Source organism: Hymenobacter miniatus (assembly GCF_016427455.1).
Taxonomy (GTDB): Bacteria; Bacteroidota; Bacteroidia; order Cytophagales; family Hymenobacteraceae; genus Hymenobacter; species Hymenobacter armeniacus.
On record NZ_JAELXR010000004.1, the window covers coordinates 38,235 to 57,609 of the forward strand.

Genomic DNA, 19,375 nt, shown 5'->3' on the forward strand with positions numbered 1-19,375 from the left:
CTGAATGGTGGCGAATTGACCTTTACTAGCGGCGTAGCTCCTACAGGTGCTCAGCTAAATTTCCAGATTTATACCTCCCCGGGAGGTTCTTCTGTTGGCGGTCCCCAAACCATTTCGCTGGGCACTCCTACCGTAAATGGCAATATTTACACGTACAGCATCAACAATGCGCAGCGGAGCCTAATTAGCTTGGTTCCTAGCGACGGTAGCTACGAAATCGACGCAAACTTTACGGTTTTCTACGGTACGCGTGCTTCTGCAACCAGCATTTCTGATGGTATTCGGACGGCATCGTTTAGCATAACCGGCACGCGCCCGGTACCCAGTTCGGTTACGTTCTCGGCTGAAGCGGTAACTGTAGACCAGGGCAACGGCAACGTGACTTACCCCGGCACCGCCTTCAACACGACGCTGGTTGACCAGAAGCCTGGCTCGACCACGACTCCTGCTTTCGACATTAATGCCGGCCAGCTCATTTTGCGCGGCGGCACCGTGACGACGACCGAAACCGGTACCTACCAGGTAAACGGCGCCAACTTGGACTACACGCTCTATGACCCGAGTTTCCAGCCGGTTACGACGGGCACGTTGCAGCTGACGCAAATTTCCAACAGCGGTGGCCAGCGCCAATTTTCCCTCACCAGCGGCACCACCAACCTCATCAGCTTGGTGGCAGCTTCCGGCAATGGCTTTACACTGCAGGTTACGTTCCATGCCACTTACCAAGTAAACGGTACGGGCCTCCCGTCCCGTGTCAACGACACCAACACGTACAATGCCAACTTCAGCGTGACTGGTACCCGTACGCCGGCCCCCACGCTTAACCCGAACACGATTCAGATTGCCCCCGATGGCGGCACGGCAACGTCTTATTTCTTCCCGAACAACCCGTCTTCTAACCCGCAGTTTCCGGGTGCCACCTTTGTTTCGTCGACCAACGCCGGCGGTGTAACGGGGGCGTTCGATGTGAACACCGGCCAACTGCGCCTCACCAACACCACGGTGAGCACCACTGAATCAGGTACAAATACGGTTTCGACCGTTGTTCTCTATTACCGCACTCGCCTTGCTGGAACCAGCGGTGGTGCTTTCCAGCCCATCACGCTGAGCCAGTCGGGCCCGGCTTCGGGCGGTACTCGCATCTTCGTTATCGACCCCGCTTCGACGACCAACACCAATGCCCAGCCCAACCTGATTGCTACGCCCGCGGTAACGGCTGCTGGTACGTACACGGTTGACATTTACTACCAGGCCAACGGCACCAACAACTCGACGGGTATTCCTTTTAGCATTACCTACCCCCCCACCGGCGTGTTGTCGGCTAACTTCACGGTAGCTGGTAGCCCCATCGCCACCACCATCTGGACCGGCGCGGTGAATGACAACTGGTTCGACCCAGGCAACTGGAGCAACGGTGTTCCCAATGCTACCGCTAATGCTCTGATTCGTGACCTGGGCGCTGGCAACAGCGTGCCCTATCCTAACATCAACTCCGACGTTGAGGTGCGCACGGCTGGTGGCACCCTCCTGTACAGCAACTTGAACTCAGGTCCGGCTCGTACCCGTAACCTCATTCTGGGCGGCACTTCGCAGGCATCGCGCTCCATCACGCGTCTCGTGAGCGGCCAGCTGCAGGTATACGGTGACTTCAGCAACGAATACGACAGCTTCATTCAGCGCGAAAACACCATCATGGAGTTTGCCGGCAGCGGCAACCAGACCATTTCCAACGGTACGTTTGTACGTGTTGACATTTCGGGCGGCGGCACGAAAAACCTGACCGGCATCATGAACGTTTCACAGTCGCTGAATTTCCTGACGCCGACGGTGGGCCTGTACAACGCGTACGTTCCCAACCTTTACACGCCGCTGAATGCAAATGCCGGCGTGTTGTTGACCAACATATTGACGCCCGCTCTGTCGGTGGTGGTACTATCCGACCGTGCACTCATCAACGCCAACAACGGCGCCCAGATAAACGGCGAGACGGATGCCTCGTACCTGCGTGGTTTTGTTCGGACCAGCCGGACGGCGGTGGTGCCCGGCGAGACTTACACCTATGGCAACATGGGCCTGTCGCTGACCTTCACCAACGGCAACTCGCCCGGCAATGTGGATGTGACTCGCAACACGGCCGAGGCGTACTCGCCCATCAACAACCGCTACGGCATCCGTCGCATCTTCGGCGTGCGCCCCACCGACCAGCAAACCAACACCGGCGGTCTGCAGGCTACGATGATTTTCCGCTACCGCGACAGCGAGACGCAGCAGCTGAATGGCCCAAACACGTACACTCCCGGAACGAGCAGCATCAACGAGGCTGACCTGACGCTTTTCCTCTCGACCAACGGTGGCAACACCTTTATTCCGCAGGGCCGCGATAACCTCAACACCACCACCAACGAGCTGACCCGCGCTGGCATCACCCAGTTTGCTACCTTCACCCTCGGCGACCGGTTCAACCCGCTGCCCGTGACGCTGACCAGCCTGGAAGCCAAGCGCATCGGCAACGACGCTCAGGTAGCTTGGGAAACCGCCAACGAAACCAACAACAAGGGCTTCGAAGTGCAGGTGAGCACCAACGGTTCGGACTTCCGCACCTTGGGCTTCGTGGCCGCTGCGGCCACCAACAGCTCGGCTGCCAAGTCGTACACCTTCCTCGACGTGGAGAAGAACAAGACCGGCGACCGGTACTACCGCCTGCGTCAGATTGACGTAGACGGCAAGGACTACTTCTTCGGCCCCCGCGTGGTGAACTTCAGCGGCAAGGCCACCGAAGGTGCTTCGCTGCTCGCCTACCCGAACCCCTTCAACAGCGCCGACCAGGTGCACCTGACCCTGCAGTCGGCTTCGGCTGGCAAAGGCTCGGTGACCGTGACCGACATGACCGGCCGTACCGTGCGCCAGCAGACGCTGGACCTCGGCAAAGGCAACAACGACGTGACGGTTGAGCAACTCGGCGACCTGAAGGCCGGCGTGTACATGGTGCGCCTCACCCAGCCCAACGGCCAGGTGCAAAGCCTGAAAGTGGTGAAGCAGTAACCGCGCCTCACCCACCAGCAAAAAGGCCGGCTCCCGCAAGGGGGCCGGCCTTTTTTTGTGCTCTGTGGCTTTGGGTGTCGGGCTTACTCGCCCGCGCCCGTCATGCGTTAGCCGCGGGGCATGGAGGTGCCGGGCTTGGTGCTTTTGGCTGCCGGGCGGAACATGGGGTCCACGGCGTCCATGTCGAGGAAGTGCGTAAAGGTGTCGCCGCGCAGGCCCAGGCGAATGGTTTCGAGGCTCACCACTTCGTTGGGGGCAATGTTGCCGAGGTTCACGTTGGCACCCAGCAGCTTGATAAACCACACCTGCTGGGCTTTCTGCGGGGCTTCCCACAGGATTTTCTCCGACGGTATTTTGGTCAGAATCTCCTCAACCAGGCCCGAGCGCACCTCGCCGGTGCTCCGGAACAGGCCCACGTTGCCGCCCTCGCGGGCCTCGCCGATGACCTTGATGGCGCCGGCTTCGAGCTCGGTTTCCATCTGCGAAATCCACTTGTAGGGCGGAATGATTTTTTCGGCGTCCTTCGAGCCCACTTCGCTCAGCACGCGCACGCTCTTGCTCAGCTCGCGGATGTACTCGCATTTGCGGCCGTGGTCGAGGTCGATGCTGCCGTCCGATACCTCGGCGTACTCCATGCCAAAATTATCGAGCAGGCGGCGGTAGTCGTCGAACTGGTTGCGGATGATGAAAGCCTCGAACAGCGTGCCGCCGAAGTATACCGGAATGCCCGCCGCGCGGTAGATTTCGAGCTTGCGCTTGAGGTTGGGCACCACGTAGGAGGTGGCCCAGCCCAGCTTCACTACGTCGGTGTAGGAGCCGCCCACTTCTAGGAAGTCTTCCACTTCGCGCAGGCTCATGCCCTTGTCCATCACCATGGTGTAGCCCTGCTCGCGGGGCTTGGCCGTGCGCTCGGGCAGTTGAGAGAGGTCGTAATTCATCGGTTTTCTAGGTATAAAGGCAATGAGGTAAGAGGTTACATCGACCGGAAAAGGGTGGGGCCGACAACAAAAAACCGCCCGTTCGCGAGAACGGGCGGTTGCAAAAGTAGCGTCTAAGTCAGGGAATTGTTATTTCCGGAACTGCTCGATGAGTTTCTTCAGGCCCGGCTGCTCGCGCAACTCGGGAAAGTAGTCGAACAGCAGCACGTGCTGCTCGTAGTTGAGCGTGAGGGCCGTTTCCAAGGTGGTATAGGCCTCGCGCATGCGGCCATCGGCCAGCAGGTAGGCGCACAGCATGTAATGGAAATGGGCCTCCATGGGGTGCAGGTTCACGGCGTGGCGCACCAAGTCCACGGCTTCGGAGTAGTGCCCCTGCTCGTAGAGAATGGCGCTCCAGCTCACCCAGCCCTGCACGTCGTCGGGGGCCACTTCGGTGGCTTTCTCGTACGATTCGAGCGCGCTCACCACGTTGCCCACGTGGTTTTCGGCCGCGCCCAGCGCCGACCAGTACTCGCCGCTCTCCGCGTACAGCTCGGTGGCCTTCCGGAAATAGTGTATGGCCTCAAACCAGCGCCCTTGCTCCTGCAGCAGCACGCCCTGGCCAAACCACGCCTCGTCCATCTGGGGGTTTATCTCCAGGGCCTGGCGGTAGTATTTGCGGGCAGGTTCCCAGTCGCGCAGCTTCTCGTAGCACTCGCCGATGTTGCACAGGGCCTCATCCGTGGGCTGGCCGGGCGGGTAGGCCAACTCAAACTCCGGAATGGCCTTGCGGTATTCCTGCTGGCACACAAAGGTGTCGGCCAGCCAGTGGTGGGCGTCGTGAAAGTCCGGGCTGATGGTCACGGCGTAGTCAAACGCCTCGGCTGCTTTCGCAAAGTCTTCGCGGCGGTACCAGTACTGGCCCAGGTTGTACCAGGCCGTGGCCGAGTACGGGTCGTCGTCGGTGAAGCGCTTGAAAAACTCCTCGTGCTCTTCCAGCCGGCCCGTGATGTCGAGGCAGTGCAGGAGCTCCTGCACGCCGGTTTCGTTGTCGGGGTTGAGGCGCAGGCTCTGCTTGTAGTGCTTGGCCGCGCTCTTGAATTTTTGCCAGCTCTGAAAAGCCAGACCGAGATTGAAGTGAATGTCCTCGCGCTCGGGTTCCTGCTCCAGGCCGGCCCGGAAAAACTCCACCGCCTCCGCAAACTCGCCGCGCTGGGTGCTGATGATGCCGCGCGTCACGGCCACGTCGGCGTTGGTGGGGTCCAGGGCCGCCACTTCGTCAATCTGACGCTCGGCTTCGGAATAGTCGCCGCGCATGGCCGTCACCTGGGCGCGGTCAATCAGCAGCTCGGTGGAGAAGGGGTATTGGCCCAATGCAGCCTCGCAGGCCTGCAGGGCATTGTCGAACGCGGCGTTGGTAACGTAGTGGTCGATGATGTTTTCGAAATCTTCCAGGTCGAAGAAAACGGGCTCCTGCTGCGCCACCATCTGCTCGAAACGACGAACGGTGTCCAGCACAGCCCGGTGGTTTTCAAAATGTTCGTTCATGCGCATAAAATCGCAGTTAAGTGGATTAATCGGGGTTTTAGGCAGGCGTGGGGTCGACGGGAAAATAAAGGAAATAAACCGTCGGCCAGCGCCTCTTCACTCCACTTGTCAGTACTCTGTCAATGATAACAAATATTGGGCAAAACCGTGCAATCCGGCTCTTGCTAAGATACGATAACCGCCGGGGCAGTGGCCGTGTTCGCAGCCAGTTCGGCTGCACACCAGGCCAGCGTATCGGCTAACGGCCGGAATACTAAGCCGGTAGCGCTTTGTACTTTGGCGTGCGCGTACACCACTGGCCGGCGGCCCGCCCGGGCCGTGTCTTTCGTGATGAGCGGCCGGGCACCCGTGAGCACGGCCCGGGCGTGCTCCAGGCGCCAAATGACTTCGGCGGCCCAGTCGGGCACGGCCACCGTGGGCGGACGCCGCTGCAACGCCGCGGCCGCCTGCCGGAAAAACTCGCCCAGCGGCACGGCTTCCGCGCTGAGGATGTAGCGCTCGCCGCTCAGTTCGGGCCGGTCCAGGGCCAGGGCCAGCAGCTGCGCCACCACGTCGCGCACGTCCACGAAGTTGACCAGCCCGCGGGTATAAAAGCGGTGCTGCTGGTGCGCGTAGCGCAGCAGGCGCGTGCTGCTGCGGTTCCAGTCGCCGGGTCCCAGCACCACCGAAGGATTCACGATGACGGCCGACAGGCCCTCGGCCACGCCGCGCCACACTTCCAGTTCGCCCAGGTATTTCGAGGTGGCATAGGCCGGGTGCGCGGCGCCCAGGTCCCAGGTAGCGGCCTCGGTCACGGTGAGGGTTCCGGTGGCCTCTGCTGCGCCCGCCGGCGTGCCCAGCGCGGCCACCGACGACACGTGCGCCAGCCGGATGCCCGGCCGTTCCAGGCAGGCGTCCACGATGGCGGCGGTGCCGTCCACGTTCACGCGCAGCAGCGCGTCCTCGTCCTGCGGCGCGTAGGAAACCAGCCCAGCGCAATGAAACACGTGCGTGACCTCGGGCGTAAGGGCCGCACGCAGCAGGTCGGTATCCAGCAGGTCGCCGGCCAGCCATTCCACGCCCGGAGCGGCGTCGGTTGGCGCGGCCCCGCGGTGCAGGGCACGCACCGCCAGCCCGCGTGCCCGCAGCGCCCGCAACAGAAAGGAACCAATGAGGCCGGTGCCGCCGGTAACGAAAATCATAATCCAGTTGTCAGTGGTCAGTTGTCGGTTGTCAGTTGTTCATAATCCGTCGGTAGCCTTGGCCTGACAAGGAGCAGCTGACAACCAAATCCGTCAAAGCGTATTATTCAGCAGGGGCAGGCGCAGCAGCTTTTGCAGGTACGGCTGCGGCACGGTGCGGCGCAGCAGAGTGTCGGTGTGGCGCAGGTGGTGGGCATCGGTGCCCACGAAATCGACCAGGCCGCCGTCAATCAGCTCTTCGGCTACCCGTTTGGCCCCGGGCGAATAGTAGCCGGCTAGCGAGTTGAGGTTCACCTGCAGCAGCACGTCGTAATCGCGGCGCAGTTTCTCGATTTCGGCCAGCCGTCCATACAGGTACGTGTACCGCTCCGGATGGGCCAGCACCGGCCGGTAGCCCTGCGCTTTCATCTCAAAAATGATTTCGAACAGGTTGAGCGGCTCGTTCATGTACGACGTCTCAAATAGCAGGTACCGCTTCTCGCCGCCGAAGGTGAGCATCTCGGTGCCGTCGGCCAGCTTCCGGCCCAGGAACTCGTCCAGGTAATACTCGGCCGCGCAGTCCAGCTCCACGTCGCCCAGGCCGGCACTGGCGGCGGCGTCGCGTAGCAGCTGCAGCGCCGCCCGAATGCCTTCCGGCGTGTTCTTGTAGAAGTCGCCCATGATGTGGGGCGTCATCACCAGCTTGCGGTAGCCGAGGGCGCGCAGGGCCCGCAGCAGGTCCAGCGAGTGCTCCACCGTTTCGGCCCCGTCGTCGAGGCCGGGCAACAGGTGCGAGTGCATGTCGGCCCCCAGCGCCGCCAGGGCCGCCACGGGCAGAGCCGCCGGGGCGGCCTCGGCCGCTGCCCCGCCAAAAAGCCTTTGCCAGAGCGAAGCCATCGGTTCAGAATGCGTTAAGACAGGAACTTCTTCAGCTTCTGGCCAAAGGTAAGCGGCTTGGCCACGGGCTCTTCGTAGTAGCCCTGGCCGTATGCCCCGTAGCCATACCCATACCCATACCCGTAGCCATACCCGTAGCCGTAGCCGGCCCCGGCAGGCGCATCATTCAGGATGGTGCACATGTTCGTGAAGTTGTTGCTCCGCATCAGCCGGTTCATGTTCTTGATGAAGGCTTTGCGCGAGTAATCAGCCCGCACGATGTAGAGCGGAATGTCGGCCTTGCGCATGATGAGGATGCCGTCGGTCACGAGGCCCACGGGCGGGGTGTCGATGAGGATAACGTCGTAGGTCCGGAACAGCTCCTGAATCATCAGGTCGAACCGGTCGCTCAAAATCAACTCCGAGGGGTTCGGCGGCGTGGGGCCCGCCGAAATGAACTGCATCGACTCGATGTTGGTGGGTTGAATGCACTCCTGCACCGTGTGCCGCTCGATGAGGATGGTACTCACGCCGCGCGTGTTTTCGGCGCCAAACGCCAGGTTCACTTTGGGCTTGCGCATGTCCAAATCGAGGATGATGACGCGCTGGCCCGAGAGGGCAATGATGCCGGCCAGGTTCACCGTCACGAAGGTTTTGCCTTCGCCCGAGATGGTCGACGTCACCGAAATCAGCCGCTTCTTCTTGGCCGAGCTGATGAAGTCCAGGTTGGTCCGGATGGAGCGGATGGACTCCGAAATGGCCGACTTGGGGTTCTTGTCCACCACCAGGCGCGAAATCTCCATCTTTTCCTTGTCGTAGGTCGGGATGATGCCCAGCACCGACGCCTTGGTGTTGCGTTCCAGCTCGCGCACGTTGGTAACGGTGTTGTGCATGAAGTAGCGCACCGCAATCAGGCCCAGGCCCAGCAGCAGGCCTCCCACCAGCCCAATGGCGTAGGCAATGAGCTTGCTCGGGAAAATGGGCGCGGCCGGGGCCGAGGCTGGCGACAGAATCTGGAAGTCGGGTATCTGACCAGCTTGTTGAATGCCGAAATCAATTTTGCGTTGCAACAAACTCACATAGGTTTCACCATAGAGCGCCACGGGGCGCTTCAGCCGCTCCTGTTCGGTGCCTTGCTGTGGCTTTTCTTCCAGCAGAGCGTTAAGCTTGTCGCTTTGTTGGTTGAGCCGGGCCAGCTGGCGGCGCAGCACGCTTTGGTCCTGTTGCAGCAAGCGCTTGATTTTATTGCGCACGAAAGCCAAGCTAGCTTCCCGCTGCTGCACGGCCTCGGTTTTGTCGGTGCTGGAGCGGCGCAGGCGGCGCAGGTCCCATTGCTGCGCGTTCAGGTCGTTGAGGGACACGGCCAACTGCGGGTCTTCGATGCCTGCAATGGCCGGAATGGTCTGCTCCACGGTCTCGTTTTCGCTGGTCGTGATGCTCTCGTCGTTTATCAAACGGCTGATGGTAACCAGCAGTGACACCTTCTCCTCCAGCTTGAGGCGGTCTTCTTCGAGCTTTTCCAGCTTGGCCGTAATAGCGGCTGCATCGCCCTGTACATCGTAGGTTTTGTTGGTCTGCGTGAAGTCCTTCAGCTTATCCTCTGCCTGCTGCAGTTGCTGTTTGGTGTCGTTGAGGGTGTTGTCCAGAAAGTTCAGCTTTCGGGTAGTCGATTCTCGTTTCTGAGAAAGCTTCTCCTTCAGGTACACCCGGTCAATGGCATCGACAATGCTCTGTGCTTTGCTGGGATTGAAGTCCTTAAAAGAAATCTGAATGGTGTTGGCATCCGGATTGATGATGTCGACGGCCAGATTTTTATCCAGGTAAGCATTGACGGCCGCCTCATCCTGGATGGTGAAGTGGTAGTCGGCTTCGCGTGAGTCGTCGGTCAGTTCATTCGTGCCGCTTATCTGCAGCTTAATACCAGGCAGCACAATGGGTTGGTCCAGAACGTACACCCCACCCAGCGATTGGCCCTGGCCCACCACGTCAAGTTTAAATTGGCGGGGCCCGGTGAATTTGAGGTTGAACTTGCGGTTGTACAGTGCCGGGTCGCTGATGGCGTATTTGACGTGGAAGGGCGAGGTGTTGTACATCTCGGTTTCCAGCACGGTGCCTTGCACGTAGTAGTTTACGTCCAGGGCCAGCGAGTCCTTCAGACGACGGTAAATGATGTTCGACTTAATCAGCTCCACCTCACCTGCCAACTTGCTGGACCGGGCCTTATCGGCAGCAGCCGGCGCTATCTGGTCGGCGATGCCTACTTCGGCGGCCTGCTCGCGCTCGTTGATTTTCAGCAGCGAAGCCGACTGGTACACCGGCTTGGTGTAGCGCAGGTACAGCCACGAGGCCGTCACGCCCAGCACCACCAGCAGTAGCAGCCACAGCAGGCTGCGCCGGGCCACCAGCACCAGGGTCGCGATGTCGAGGCCCCCGGCGTCGTCGTCGTCGGCCGGCAAGCCCGCCGTGGGCGCCGACGGCGGGGCCGCCACCCCGCCCGACGCGTTACGGATGAGCTCTTCTATTTCGGTATTTTCGTTGATAGCCATTGCACTGGAATTGCCAACTCACTTTTGCCTTCGGGGTATACGGAAGGCAGAGCAAATCAGAGCTTACCGATTTAATTGAGAGATAATAAAATAAGTAGTGGTGACCACCAGACTTGCCACCCCGATGAGCGGGTTCAAATCAGCAAGGTTGTCGAGGAAGGGGCGTCGAATGGGCTCGATGTAAATCACGTCGTTGGGCTCAATCTGCAGGTTGGCCCGGCGCATGCCGTTGAGCGTCGACAAGTCGATTTGCTGCACCCGCGGGTTTTTCAAATCGCCGCGAATGATGCGGATGTTGTCGGCGCGGCCGCCGTTGCGGTACAGCCCCGTGCCGCCACCGCCGCCACCTTGGCCATCTATCCCGCCGGCCAGGGCCAGCACTTCCAGCAGGTTCATGTTGTCGTTGGTGAGGGCGATGACCTGTCCGCCGGTGGCCCCAAGCACGATGACGCGGTTGTTGGTCACGCGGGTCGTCACGAAAGACTCCTTGTAAAACTCATTGAAGCGAATGGCCAGCACGCTATCGGCTTGGAGCAACGACAGTCCCTTGACACGGACCCGGCCCACCAACGGCAGCACCACCGTGCCATCGGCCTGCACCAAAAACTCCGAGCCGCCCGTTGCCGAACCCGCGCCCTGCCCGGTGTTGCGTTGTGGCGCGACGTTGCGGCTACTGGCGTTGTTTTGCTGCCCGCCTATCACGGTGCCGCGGCTGGGCAGCGTGCCGGAAGGTTGGCCAAACTGCAGTTCCCCGTTAGGGTCCAAAATGCGTTCGCCTTTGTTGGTGTTCACCCGCACTTCCAGAAAGTCGTTGGGCTGAATGACATAATTGCGCTCGGTCCGGTTCAGGGCGATGCGCAACTTGGTGCTGTCGAGCTGTCGGCCTTGGCTATCGGTTAGGCGAAAGAGCGTTCTTTTTTGATAGTATTTCGACGAGGCGCACGACGAAAACAGTAGCACGGCCGGCAATGCGAGCAGCCACAGCCGCCCAAGGCGGCGAAGGAAAAAAGAAGGCATGAAGGCCAATGAATACAGAATCAGCGGAAAAAATCCGGGAAAATCCGCCAGCGTCAGCGTCAGGTTCTCCCCAAAAAGCCTCAAAAGTAACGCTTTTGCCGCGCCCTTTCAAGAAAGAGCCACCGGGCCGCTGCGGCGGGTCGCCGTTTCCAACTGCCAAAACCGTACTTTCGTGGAGCCAAAACGAACACTCGTTGGGTTTGGCAGTTCCCGTTCTGTACCTACTCACAATTCCCACCAATCGTTCTCCTTACATGGAAGCCGTAGCCACCGAAAACCAAACCATGATTGCGCAGATGGTGCGCGATTTTGGCGCCCAGCACATCAAGCCCCACATGATGAAGTGGGACGAAAGCCAGGAATTTCCCGTCGATGTGTTTCATAAGCTGGGCGAGCTGGGCCTGATGGGCGTGCTCGTGCCGCAGGAGTACGGCGGCTCCGGCTTCGGCTACATGGAGTACGTCACGGCCATTGTGGAGCTGTCAAAAATTGACGGCAGCATCGGCCTGAGCATGGCCGCCCACAACTCGCTCTGCACCGGCCACATCCTGCAGCACGCCTCCGAGGAGCAAAAGCGCAAGTACCTGCCCAAACTCGCCAGCGGCGAATGGATTGGGGCCTGGGGCCTTACCGAGCCCAACACCGGCTCCGATGCCGGCAACATGCGCACCACCGCCGTGCTCGACGAGAGCGGCGAGAATTACGTGCTCAACGGCGCCAAAAACTTCATCACCCACGGCAAAACCGGCAACGTGGCCGTGGTCATTGCCCGCACCGGCGAGGTAGGCGACTCGCACGGCATGACGGCTTTCATCATCGAGCGCGGCACGCCGGGCTTCGCGGCCGGCCGCAAAGAGGATAAGCTGGGCATGCGCGCTTCCGAAACCACGGAATTGATTTTTACCGATTGCAAAGTGCCCGTGGGCAACGTCATCGGCAAGGTGGGCGACGGCTTTGTGCAGAGCCTGAAGGTGCTCGACGGCGGCCGCATCAGCATCGCGGCGCTTAGCCTGGGCATTGCGCAGGGCGCTTTCGAGGCGGCGCTGCAGTACAGCAAGGAGCGCCACCAGTTCAATCAGCCCATCAGCAATTTCCAGGGCATCGCCTTTAAGCTGGCCGACATGGCCACCGAGATTGAAGCCGCCAGCCAACTCACCTACCGCGCCGCCGACATGAAGGACCGCGGCCTGAACGTGAACCTGGAATCGGCCATGGCCAAGCTCTACGCTTCGGAAGTGAGCGTGCGCGTGGCCAACGAAGGCGTGCAGATTTTCGGCGGCTACGGCTACACCAAGGACTATCCGGCCGAGAAGTACTACCGCGACGCCAAGCTGTGCACCATTGGCGAAGGCACCAGCGAAATCCAGAAGCTGGTGATTGCCCGGGCGCTGCTGAAGTAGTAATCGACAAGGATTCAGCCGCCTTGCCTGGGGAATAGTTTGTTTCGCTAACAATTCTACTTATCTTTGCGGCCCGGTTTACACCGCACTCCTCAGAAATCTCCCTCACTCCCTGATATGATTATCGTTCAAATCAAAGACAACGAATCGGTTGACCGCGCTCTGAAGCGTTTCAAGAAGAAGTTTGAGCGCACCGGCGTGCTGAAAGAGCTGCGTCGTCGCACGTTCTTCCAGAAGCCCAGCATCACGCAGCGCAAAATGAAGCAGAAGGCGGTGTACAAGCTCGCCACCTACGGCCAGCCCAACGAATAGCCCAACGCCCTAGGGCCGTTTAGCTTAGCTAAAACCGGCTGGTTTGTCCTAATTGGCAAGCCGGCCGGTTTTTTCGCGTCCGTACCGTACGCGGTTATTTGGTAAAAAATAAAAAAGCCCTACATTGGATGCCCGGCCCAACCGCCGGGCTTTTTTGCTGTGGGAATGGACGCTTTTCTCGATTTTTTGCGCTTTGAGAAGCGCTACAGTGGGCACACGCTGACGTCGTACCAGACCGACCTGGGCCAGTTTGCGGCGTACCTGAAAGCGGCCTACGAGCTCGACGACCCGGCGCAGGCCACGCACCCGCTCATCCGCGGCTGGGTGGTGGAGCTGATGCAGCAAGACCTCGACCCGCGCACCGTGAACCGCAAAGTGGCCTGCCTGCGCTCCTACTACAAGTTCCTGCTGCGCGCCGGTGCCATTGCCAGCAACCCCATGCTGCGCATCAAGGCCCCGAAGATGGCCAAGAAGCTGCCCGAGTTCGTGCCCGAAGATTCCCTGAACGGCTTGCTGAATTCGTTCGAATTTGGCGACGACTTTGCCGGCGTGCGCGACCAGTTGGTGCTGGAAATGCTGTACGGTACCGGCATCCGCCTGTCGGAACTCATCGGCATTCACGCCGACGACGTGAGCCTGGGCGCCGGCACGGTGCGCGTGACGGGCAAAGGCAACAAACAGCGCATCGTGCCCCTGAACCCGACGCTGATGCAGGTAATTGAGAAATACCAAGCCCGGCGGGCGCACGAATTCGGAACAGCCGAAGGCCCGCTGTTGCTCACCGACAAAGGCGAGGCCATGTACGAAAAGTTTGTGTACCGCACCGTGAAGCGGTATTTAAGCCAGATTACGACTTCCGGGGCGCAGCAGCACCCGCACGCGCTGCGGCATGCCTTCGCCACGCATTTGCTGGGCAAAGGTGCCGACCTGAATTCCATCAAGGAATTGCTGGGGCACGCCAGTTTGGCGGCCACGCAGGTATACACGCACCTGTCCGTCGACCGCCTGAAATCCGTATTTGAACAGGCCCACCCACGGGCCTGAAGTTGCCACACTCTTTTACCCTCTTAATCAACTGCTTTATGAAAGTTCAGATGCATTCGGTGCACTTCGACGCCGACAAGAAATTGCTTGATTTTGTGCAGCAACGCCTCAATAAGCTGGAAACTTTTTATGATAAGTTTACCGACGGCGAGGTGATTATGCGCCTCAACAATAAAGACGGCATTGCTAATAAGACGGTAGAAATAAAGCTTTTTGTGCCGGGCTCCACGTTGTTCAGCGCCGAAGATGCCGCTTCCTTTGAAGCCGCCGCCGACGCGGCCACCGAAAGCCTGCGCCGCCAAATCACGCGCTACAAGGAGAAAACCTTGAGCCATTAATGGCTGCGCCTGCAGCAACAAAAAAGCCCCTCCGCAACCGGAGGGGCTTTTTTGTTGCTGGAGTTGTCTGCCTACAAACCAAACTCGGCCTTAATCTGGGGCACGTAGTCGAGCTTTTCCCAAGTGAAGGTCTCGAAGGTTTTGGTTTCGCCGTCGGGCATCACCACGTTCACGGTGCCGGGCTGGCGGCCCATGTGGCCATAGGCTGCGCTCTGGGCGAAGATGGGGTTTTGCAGGCCAAAGCGTTTCACGATGGCGTAGGGGCGCAGGTCGAACAGCTTCTGCACTTTCTGGGCCACTTCACCGTCGGTGAGCGGCTGGCCGGCCGCATTTTTGGCCTTGATGGTGCCGTAGGTAGTCACGAACACGCCCACGGGCTGGGCCACGCCAATGGCGTAAGCCACCTGCACCAGTACCTGGTCGGCCACGCCGGCGGCCACCAGGTTTTTGGCGATGTGGCGGGCAGCGTAGGCGGCCGAGCGGTCCACCTTGGAGGAGTCTTTGCCGGAGAAGGCGCCGCCGCCGTGGGCGCCCTTGCCGCCGTAGGTGTCCACGATGATTTTGCGGCCGGTGAGGCCGGAGTCGCCGTGCGGGCCACCGATGACGAACTTGCCGGTGGGGTTGATGTGGTAGGTAATCTGGTCGGTGAAGAGGGCCTGCACGTCGGCGCTCAAGCCGGCCTTCACACGTGGGATGAGCACGCTGAGCACGTCGGCTTTAATCTTATCGAGCATCTTGCTCTCCGAAGCGTCGAACTCGTCGTGCTGCGTGCTGATGACGATGGTGTCGATGGCTTCGGGCTTGTGGTCGTCAGAGTAGCGAATCGTGACCTGGCTTTTGGCGTCGGGGCGCAGGTAGGGCATGTCGCGGCCTTCGCGGCGGATGGCGGCGAGCTCCTGCAACAGGCGGTGCGAGAGGTCGAGGGCCAGCGGCATGTAGTTGGCCGTTTCGTGGCTGGCGTAGCCGAACATCATGCCTTGGTCGCCGGCGCCCTGGTCTTCGTCCTTAGCGCGCTCCACGCCCTGGTTGATGTCGGGCGACTGCTCGTGCAGGCGGTTCATCACCTCGCAGGTGTCGGCGTTGAAGAGGTATTCCGGCTTGTCGTAGCCAATGCGGCGGATGGTTTCGCGCACAATGGGCTCGGCGTCGACGTGGGCTTTGGACTTGATTTCGCCGGCCACCAGCGCAAAATCGGTGGTCACCAACGTTTCGCACGCCACTTTGGAGGTGGGGTCCTGGCGCAAGTACTCGTCGAGGATGGCGTCGGAAATCTGGTCGGCAACTTTATCGGGATGGCCTTCCGAAACCGATTCGGAAGTGAACAGATAGGGCATTGAATGCGCGAAAAAGGCAGGAGAGAAAAAACGGGGCGCCCGCCCAACCGAAACCGGCGAGCGGGCGCGCGCTGCAAAACTACGGAAAACCGGGCTATTGGCCGTGGGGGGAAGCGGGAAAGCGCAAGCTGCTTTTGCTCGGCAACAGCCTGACGTTGCGGCGGCAGTAGCTCGTGCGTGGTGCGCTATAATTGGGCTAGCCGGCCGCCATCCACGGCCAGGGTGGCGCCGTGGATGAAGCTGGCCTCGGCCGAGGCCATGAAGGCAATGGCGGCGGCCAGTTCTTCGGGCTTGCCCACGGTGGCTTTGTCGATTTTCTCGTTGCCGTTTTTCACGTTGGGGTTGCTCCAGAGCATGGGCGTGTCGACGGCGCCGGGCGCAATGGCGTTGATGCGGGTCTGGCGGAAGTCGAGCTCGCGGCTCATGCCCCGCACGAAAGCTTCGAGGCCGCCCTTGCTGGTGGCGTAGGGCACCACGGCGGCCGTGGTCTGGTGGGCATGCACCGAGCTGATGGCCACAATGGCGCTGCCCCTAGGCATGTGTGGCAAACACAGCTGCGTAAGCTGAGCCAAAGAGCGCAGGTTCACCTGCATGAGCAGGTCCCATTTCTCCAGCGGCAATTTTACGAGCGGTTCAAACGTCATCATGGCCGCGTCGCAAACAAGCACATCGACGCGGTGGAATTTGGCCAATACTTTCTGTACGGTGGTTTCGATAGCCTTGGGCTTGGCCAAATCGCAGGCTATGAACACGGCCTGGCCACCGGCCTCCTCGATGAGGCGCACGGTTTCGGCGCCGTCTTTTTTGTCGCGACCCAGGGCAATGACGGTGCCGCCTTCGGCCCCCAGCCGCACGCACGCGGCTTGGCCAATGCCTGAGGTTCCGCCCGTTACCAGGCACACTTTATCTGTAAAACGCATAACAACCAGCTTATTTCTAAAGAGATGCTTCGCCACCCGGCGAGCAAGCTGATTGTACGGGCAGCGTGGCGCAGCGGCCGAGCCTGCCTAGAAATTTGACGGTACTCAGGCGGCAGCAAGGCCGGGCGCCACCTTCTCGCACACCAGCACCACGGGCCGGCCGCGCAGGTCGGTGGTGGCGAACAAGTACACGTCGCCACCTTCGCGAATGCCGGTGCGGCGCCGGAAATCGGCCACTGAGTCGGGGAAGTTGCGGGTGGTGACGTGGGCACGCGCCTCGGGCCCCAGATGTGCCTTGAGGGCAGCGCCGTCGGCTTTTTCCACGGCCCGTACCCGAAAAATGCGACCCGGAAAATCGGCGCGCAGCACGTCGGACGTGTACAGGTGGCTGTGCTGGTGCAGTTTCAGCAGTTCGAAGGCCGTGCCGATGCTGCGGAACGCGCCGGCCTTGAGCACGGCGGCGTTGGGTTCGTAGAGGAACTGCTGGGCCTCGGCGTAGCGGGGCGTGGCGCGGGCTTCGCGGGCGCGGTTGAGGCGAAATTCCTGCTGGGTGCCGTCGCGGCGCAGGTTCAGGGCGTAACGTTCGGGGTCGACGGCGGGCTCTTGGCCTAGCTCGTAGAGGACTTCTTTCACCTCGTTGTCGACGGCCACCACCCAGAGCCGACGCACGTGGCCCAAGCCCTGTACGGCCTGCTCGATGTCGAGCATGGGCGAGGTTTTGAGCAGCACTTTGGTGGCTTTGTGCAGCAGCAGCGGCATGAGCTTCACCACGTCGGGCTCGCAGTCGCGCAGCAGAAAAATCTTGCGCGCGGCCGTATCGCGCCGGGCCGGGTCGAGGTAGAGCCAGTCGTAGCGCCGGTCGGTTTCCTTGAGGAAGGCCAGCGCGTCGGCGGCGTGCACGTCCACGTTGGCGATGCCAAGCTGGCCAAAGTTATAGCGCACCACATCGGCCAGCGCCGGGTTGCGCTCCACGTAGTCGACGTGGGCCACCCGCTGGGCAAACGCCGCCGAGTCGGCCCCGAAGCCGCCGGTGAGGTCGGCCAGGCGTTGGCCATCCACCAAGCTGGCTTTGAACGCCGCCGTGCGCGCCGACGAAGCCTGCTCCACCGAAAGCGCGGGCGGAAATATCAAATCGGGGTTGTCGGCCCATTCTGGCAGCTTCACGCGGGCCTTCTGGCGGGCCTGAATCTGGCGCACGAGCTCGGGCACGGGCAGGCCGGGGTGGCGGCGGGCTTGCAGGGCTAGGTGGGCGGGGTCGTCGTGCAGGTGCGCGGCCACGTAGCGCCTGGCCGCTTCGGGCAGGGGGTAGTCCATGGAAAGGGTATACGGAAAACCGCGGGCCTTAGCGCAAGTTCCAGCGCAACGCCAGCAGCGGCTGCCCGGTGGGCGCCGCGCCGATGCCCATGCTGCTGGGGCGCAGCCGGGGCCACACGCTGCCGTGCGCCGGCGGGGCGGCGTTGTAGGCTTCCACGGCGCGCTTCATGTAGGTGTTGGTGTTGCGGTTGATGAAGACCGTGGCCAGCAGGCTGGTGGCAAACACGCCCAAGGCCACTTTCTGGGTGTTGTTGAAGTACTGCCGCTCGTCGCCCGCCAAAATCTGCTGGCCCCACAGGCCGAAAGCGCCAACAGCCACCACGCGGTCGACGAGGAAGATGGTTTTCTGACGACGGTACTGGTCGAGGTGGGCCAGGGCCTGGGCGTTGCCGGCCAGGTAGGGGCGCAACTTTTGGCCAAAGAAGCCAGCGCTCTGGTAATCATCGCCGCCCACGCCGGGGGGCAGAAACTCGAAGTTGTGCTGGGGGCCATTCAGGCCGCGCTCGGCGTCTTCCGGATGCAGGCGAATAGTAGCCGGGGCCTGCTGAGCCAATGTCGGGGTCAAAAGACTCAAAATCAACGCCGTAGTAACCGCCCCGCGCAGCCGCCACTGTGGGGCGGCCAACCAATTAAGTTTGTGCATATAACAAAGATAGAATGCGAACGGAGGCTGAAAATGGCCATCGATGTCAATTTTTTGGGTCCGCAACTCAACAAACCGGTTCGCGCGCACGTTCAGGCCGGGCCGGCCGGTAGTTTCCGGTCGGCCTGCAACTTCATTTACCGCTGTATTCTTCGTATGAAAACGTCTTTCGCTTCCCTCGCCTTCCGGGCCCTGTTGCCGGCCACTGTGCTATTGGCCTCGTGCAGCAAAAAAGATGAACCGGCCGCTCCCGTCGTTGAACAGGGCCAAGTTAAGTTTCACCACGCCGCCCCCAGTGCCAACCTCGACGTGAAGTTTTTGGCCGATGATACCGAAAAGGCCACGTTGGCCTACGGCGCCAATAGCGGCTACCAGGGCGTGCCCGCCGGCAGCCGCACCCTCAAAGTGAACGTGGCCACTTCGGGCCAAAACGCCGTGACGCAAAGCGTGACGGTGGAAAAGGACAAGAGCTACTCGTACTTTGCTTACTCGCCGGGTGCTACCACAGCGGTGAGCGGTTTGTTTGTGAACGACGACCTGACGGCACCTGCTTCGGGCAAAGCCAAGATTCGGCTGGTGCACTTGGGCCAGGGGCAGTCTTCGCCGCTGCGTTTGACCCAGCGCCTTGCCGTGGGCTCGCAGGCCATCACCCCCGACGTGCCTTTTGGCACAGCCTCGTCTTTCGTGGAAATTAACGCCGGTACGTACAACATCGACGTGTCGGCCGGCAACCCCAGCGTGGCCGTCCTCTACGTGGCCGAAGGCAATGGCTCGGGTTCCACCACTGCTTCGAAAAATTACGAATCGGGCAAGATTTACACCGTGCTGGTACGTGGCTATACCAGCCTCGACCCCAACCTTACGTCGAAAGTGGTGCTTATTCAGAATAATTAATCTGACAACCATAACCACAAAAAAGCCCGCTGGATATTTCCAGCGGGCTTTTTTGTGCACAACGGTGAAG

16 protein-coding genes are annotated in these 19,375 nt (G+C 60.9%); 6 read left to right on the forward strand and 10 right to left on the reverse strand.

The annotated features are described in order from the left end of the window. The first annotated feature begins 378 nt into the window (after positions 1 to 378). Positions 379 to 3,042, forward strand: coding sequence for a T9SS type A sorting domain-containing protein (locus JAO73_RS23345; protein WP_198976459.1), 2,664 nt, complete (start codon positions 379 to 381; stop codon positions 3,040 to 3,042). Positions 3,043 to 3,149: 107 nt separating this feature from the next. Here the strand turns inward: JAO73_RS23345 and JAO73_RS07425 are convergent, their stop codons facing one another. The 6 genes from JAO73_RS07425 to JAO73_RS07450 all read right to left on the reverse strand — a co-directional run bounded on the left by JAO73_RS07425 (position 3,150) and on the right by JAO73_RS07450 (position 11,106). Beyond that, positions 3,150 to 3,980, reverse strand: coding sequence for a phosphosulfolactate synthase (locus JAO73_RS07425; RefSeq protein WP_190924789.1), 831 nt, complete (start codon positions 3,978 to 3,980; stop codon positions 3,150 to 3,152). Between the two features lie 129 nt (positions 3,981 to 4,109). Then, positions 4,110 to 5,507, reverse strand: coding sequence for a tetratricopeptide repeat protein (locus tag JAO73_RS07430; protein ID WP_190924791.1), 1,398 nt, complete (start codon positions 5,505 to 5,507; stop codon positions 4,110 to 4,112). 164 nt (positions 5,508 to 5,671) lie between these two features. After that, positions 5,672 to 6,688, reverse strand: coding sequence for an NAD-dependent epimerase/dehydratase family protein (locus JAO73_RS07435; protein ID WP_198976460.1), 1,017 nt, complete (start codon positions 6,686 to 6,688; stop codon positions 5,672 to 5,674). Positions 6,689 to 6,781: 93 nt separating this feature from the next. Next, positions 6,782 to 7,564, reverse strand: coding sequence for a tyrosine-protein phosphatase (locus tag JAO73_RS07440; protein ID WP_233168865.1), 783 nt, complete (start codon positions 7,562 to 7,564; stop codon positions 6,782 to 6,784). Between the two features lie 14 nt (positions 7,565 to 7,578). Next, complete coding sequence (locus JAO73_RS07445) at positions 7,579 to 10,089, reverse strand: polysaccharide biosynthesis tyrosine autokinase (protein ID WP_198976461.1); 2,511 nt, start codon at positions 10,087 to 10,089, stop codon at positions 7,579 to 7,581. Positions 10,090 to 10,152: 63 nt separating this feature from the next. Beyond that, complete coding sequence (locus JAO73_RS07450) at positions 10,153 to 11,106, reverse strand: polysaccharide biosynthesis/export family protein (protein WP_198976462.1); 954 nt, start codon at positions 11,104 to 11,106, stop codon at positions 10,153 to 10,155. A gap of 254 nt (positions 11,107 to 11,360) precedes the next feature. On the opposite strand from JAO73_RS07450, the gene JAO73_RS07455 reads away from it, so the two are divergent. The 4 genes from JAO73_RS07455 (at position 11,361) to hpf (ending at position 14,200) form a co-directional block, all read left to right on the forward strand. Beyond that, entirely contained in the window at positions 11,361 to 12,506 is a 1,146-nt protein-coding gene (locus JAO73_RS07455) for an acyl-CoA dehydrogenase family protein (RefSeq protein WP_198976463.1), read from the forward strand. Positions 12,507 to 12,623: 117 nt separating this feature from the next. Then, positions 12,624 to 12,818, forward strand: a complete 195-nt coding sequence (gene rpsU / locus JAO73_RS07460; protein ID WP_190924805.1) for a 30S ribosomal protein S21 — start codon at positions 12,624 to 12,626, stop codon at positions 12,816 to 12,818. Between the two features lie 165 nt (positions 12,819 to 12,983). Then, positions 12,984 to 13,862: a tyrosine-type recombinase/integrase gene (locus JAO73_RS07465; protein WP_198976464.1), complete on the forward strand. Its 879-nt coding sequence runs from the start codon at positions 12,984 to 12,986 to the stop codon at positions 13,860 to 13,862. Between the two features lie 38 nt (positions 13,863 to 13,900). Then, complete coding sequence (gene hpf, locus JAO73_RS07470; protein ID WP_190924809.1) at positions 13,901 to 14,200, forward strand: ribosome hibernation-promoting factor, HPF/YfiA family; 300 nt, start codon at positions 13,901 to 13,903, stop codon at positions 14,198 to 14,200. 71 nt (positions 14,201 to 14,271) lie between these two features. Here the strand turns inward: hpf and metK are convergent, their stop codons facing one another. The 4 genes from metK to JAO73_RS07490 all read right to left on the reverse strand — a co-directional run bounded on the left by metK (position 14,272) and on the right by JAO73_RS07490 (position 18,333). Continuing rightward, a complete protein-coding gene (metK, locus tag JAO73_RS07475; RefSeq protein WP_198976465.1) occupies positions 14,272 to 15,534 on the reverse strand; it encodes a methionine adenosyltransferase in 1,263 nt (420 codons plus the stop codon). A gap of 185 nt (positions 15,535 to 15,719) precedes the next feature. Next, complete coding sequence (locus JAO73_RS07480; protein ID WP_198976466.1) at positions 15,720 to 16,454, reverse strand: SDR family NAD(P)-dependent oxidoreductase; 735 nt, start codon at positions 16,452 to 16,454, stop codon at positions 15,720 to 15,722. A 105-nt stretch (positions 16,455 to 16,559) separates the two neighbouring features. Beyond that, positions 16,560 to 17,768: a class I SAM-dependent methyltransferase gene (locus tag JAO73_RS07485; protein ID WP_198976467.1), complete on the reverse strand. Its 1,209-nt coding sequence runs from the start codon at positions 17,766 to 17,768 to the stop codon at positions 16,560 to 16,562. 28 nt (positions 17,769 to 17,796) lie between these two features. Further along, positions 17,797 to 18,333: a hypothetical protein gene (locus tag JAO73_RS07490; protein WP_198976468.1), complete on the reverse strand. Its 537-nt coding sequence runs from the start codon at positions 18,331 to 18,333 to the stop codon at positions 17,797 to 17,799. A 234-nt stretch (positions 18,334 to 18,567) separates the two neighbouring features. On the opposite strand from JAO73_RS07490, the gene JAO73_RS07495 reads away from it, so the two are divergent. Then, positions 18,568 to 19,305, forward strand: a complete 738-nt coding sequence (locus JAO73_RS07495) for a DUF4397 domain-containing protein (RefSeq protein WP_198976469.1) — start codon at positions 18,568 to 18,570, stop codon at positions 19,303 to 19,305. Positions 19,306 to 19,375: the final 70 nt, after the last annotated feature.

What these genes read in the sequence shown, in the direction of transcription:
- JAO73_RS07425 (WP_190924789.1), bottom strand. Translation starts at nt 3,980, where the DNA reads ATGAATTACGACCTCTCTCAACTGCCCGAGCGCACGGCCAAGCCCCGC.
- JAO73_RS07430 (WP_190924791.1), bottom strand. Translation starts at nt 5,507, where the DNA reads ATGAACGAACATTTTGAAAACCACCGGGCTGTGCTGGACACCGTTCGT.
- JAO73_RS07435 (WP_198976460.1), bottom strand. Translation starts at nt 6,688, where the DNA reads ATGATTTTCGTTACCGGCGGCACCGGCCTCATTGGTTCCTTTCTGTTG.
- JAO73_RS07440 (WP_233168865.1), bottom strand. Translation starts at nt 7,564, where the DNA reads ATGGCTTCGCTCTGGCAAAGGCTTTTTGGCGGGGCAGCGGCCGAGGCC.
- JAO73_RS07445 (WP_198976461.1), bottom strand. Translation starts at nt 10,089, where the DNA reads ATGGCTATCAACGAAAATACCGAAATAGAAGAGCTCATCCGTAACGCG.
- JAO73_RS07450 (WP_198976462.1), bottom strand. Translation starts at nt 11,106, where the DNA reads ATGCCTTCTTTTTTCCTTCGCCGCCTTGGGCGGCTGTGGCTGCTCGCA.
- JAO73_RS07455 (WP_198976463.1), top strand. Translation starts at nt 11,361, where the DNA reads ATGGAAGCCGTAGCCACCGAAAACCAAACCATGATTGCGCAGATGGTG.
- rpsU (WP_190924805.1), top strand. Translation starts at nt 12,624, where the DNA reads ATGATTATCGTTCAAATCAAAGACAACGAATCGGTTGACCGCGCTCTG.
- JAO73_RS07465 (WP_198976464.1), top strand. Translation starts at nt 12,984, where the DNA reads ATGGACGCTTTTCTCGATTTTTTGCGCTTTGAGAAGCGCTACAGTGGG.
- hpf (WP_190924809.1), top strand. Translation starts at nt 13,901, where the DNA reads ATGAAAGTTCAGATGCATTCGGTGCACTTCGACGCCGACAAGAAATTG.
- metK (WP_198976465.1), bottom strand. Translation starts at nt 15,534, where the DNA reads ATGCCCTATCTGTTCACTTCCGAATCGGTTTCGGAAGGCCATCCCGAT.
- JAO73_RS07480 (WP_198976466.1), bottom strand. Translation starts at nt 16,454, where the DNA reads ATGCGTTTTACAGATAAAGTGTGCCTGGTAACGGGCGGAACCTCAGGC.
- JAO73_RS07485 (WP_198976467.1), bottom strand. Translation starts at nt 17,768, where the DNA reads ATGGACTACCCCCTGCCCGAAGCGGCCAGGCGCTACGTGGCCGCGCAC.
- JAO73_RS07495 (WP_198976469.1), top strand. Translation starts at nt 18,568, where the DNA reads ATGAAAACGTCTTTCGCTTCCCTCGCCTTCCGGGCCCTGTTGCCGGCC.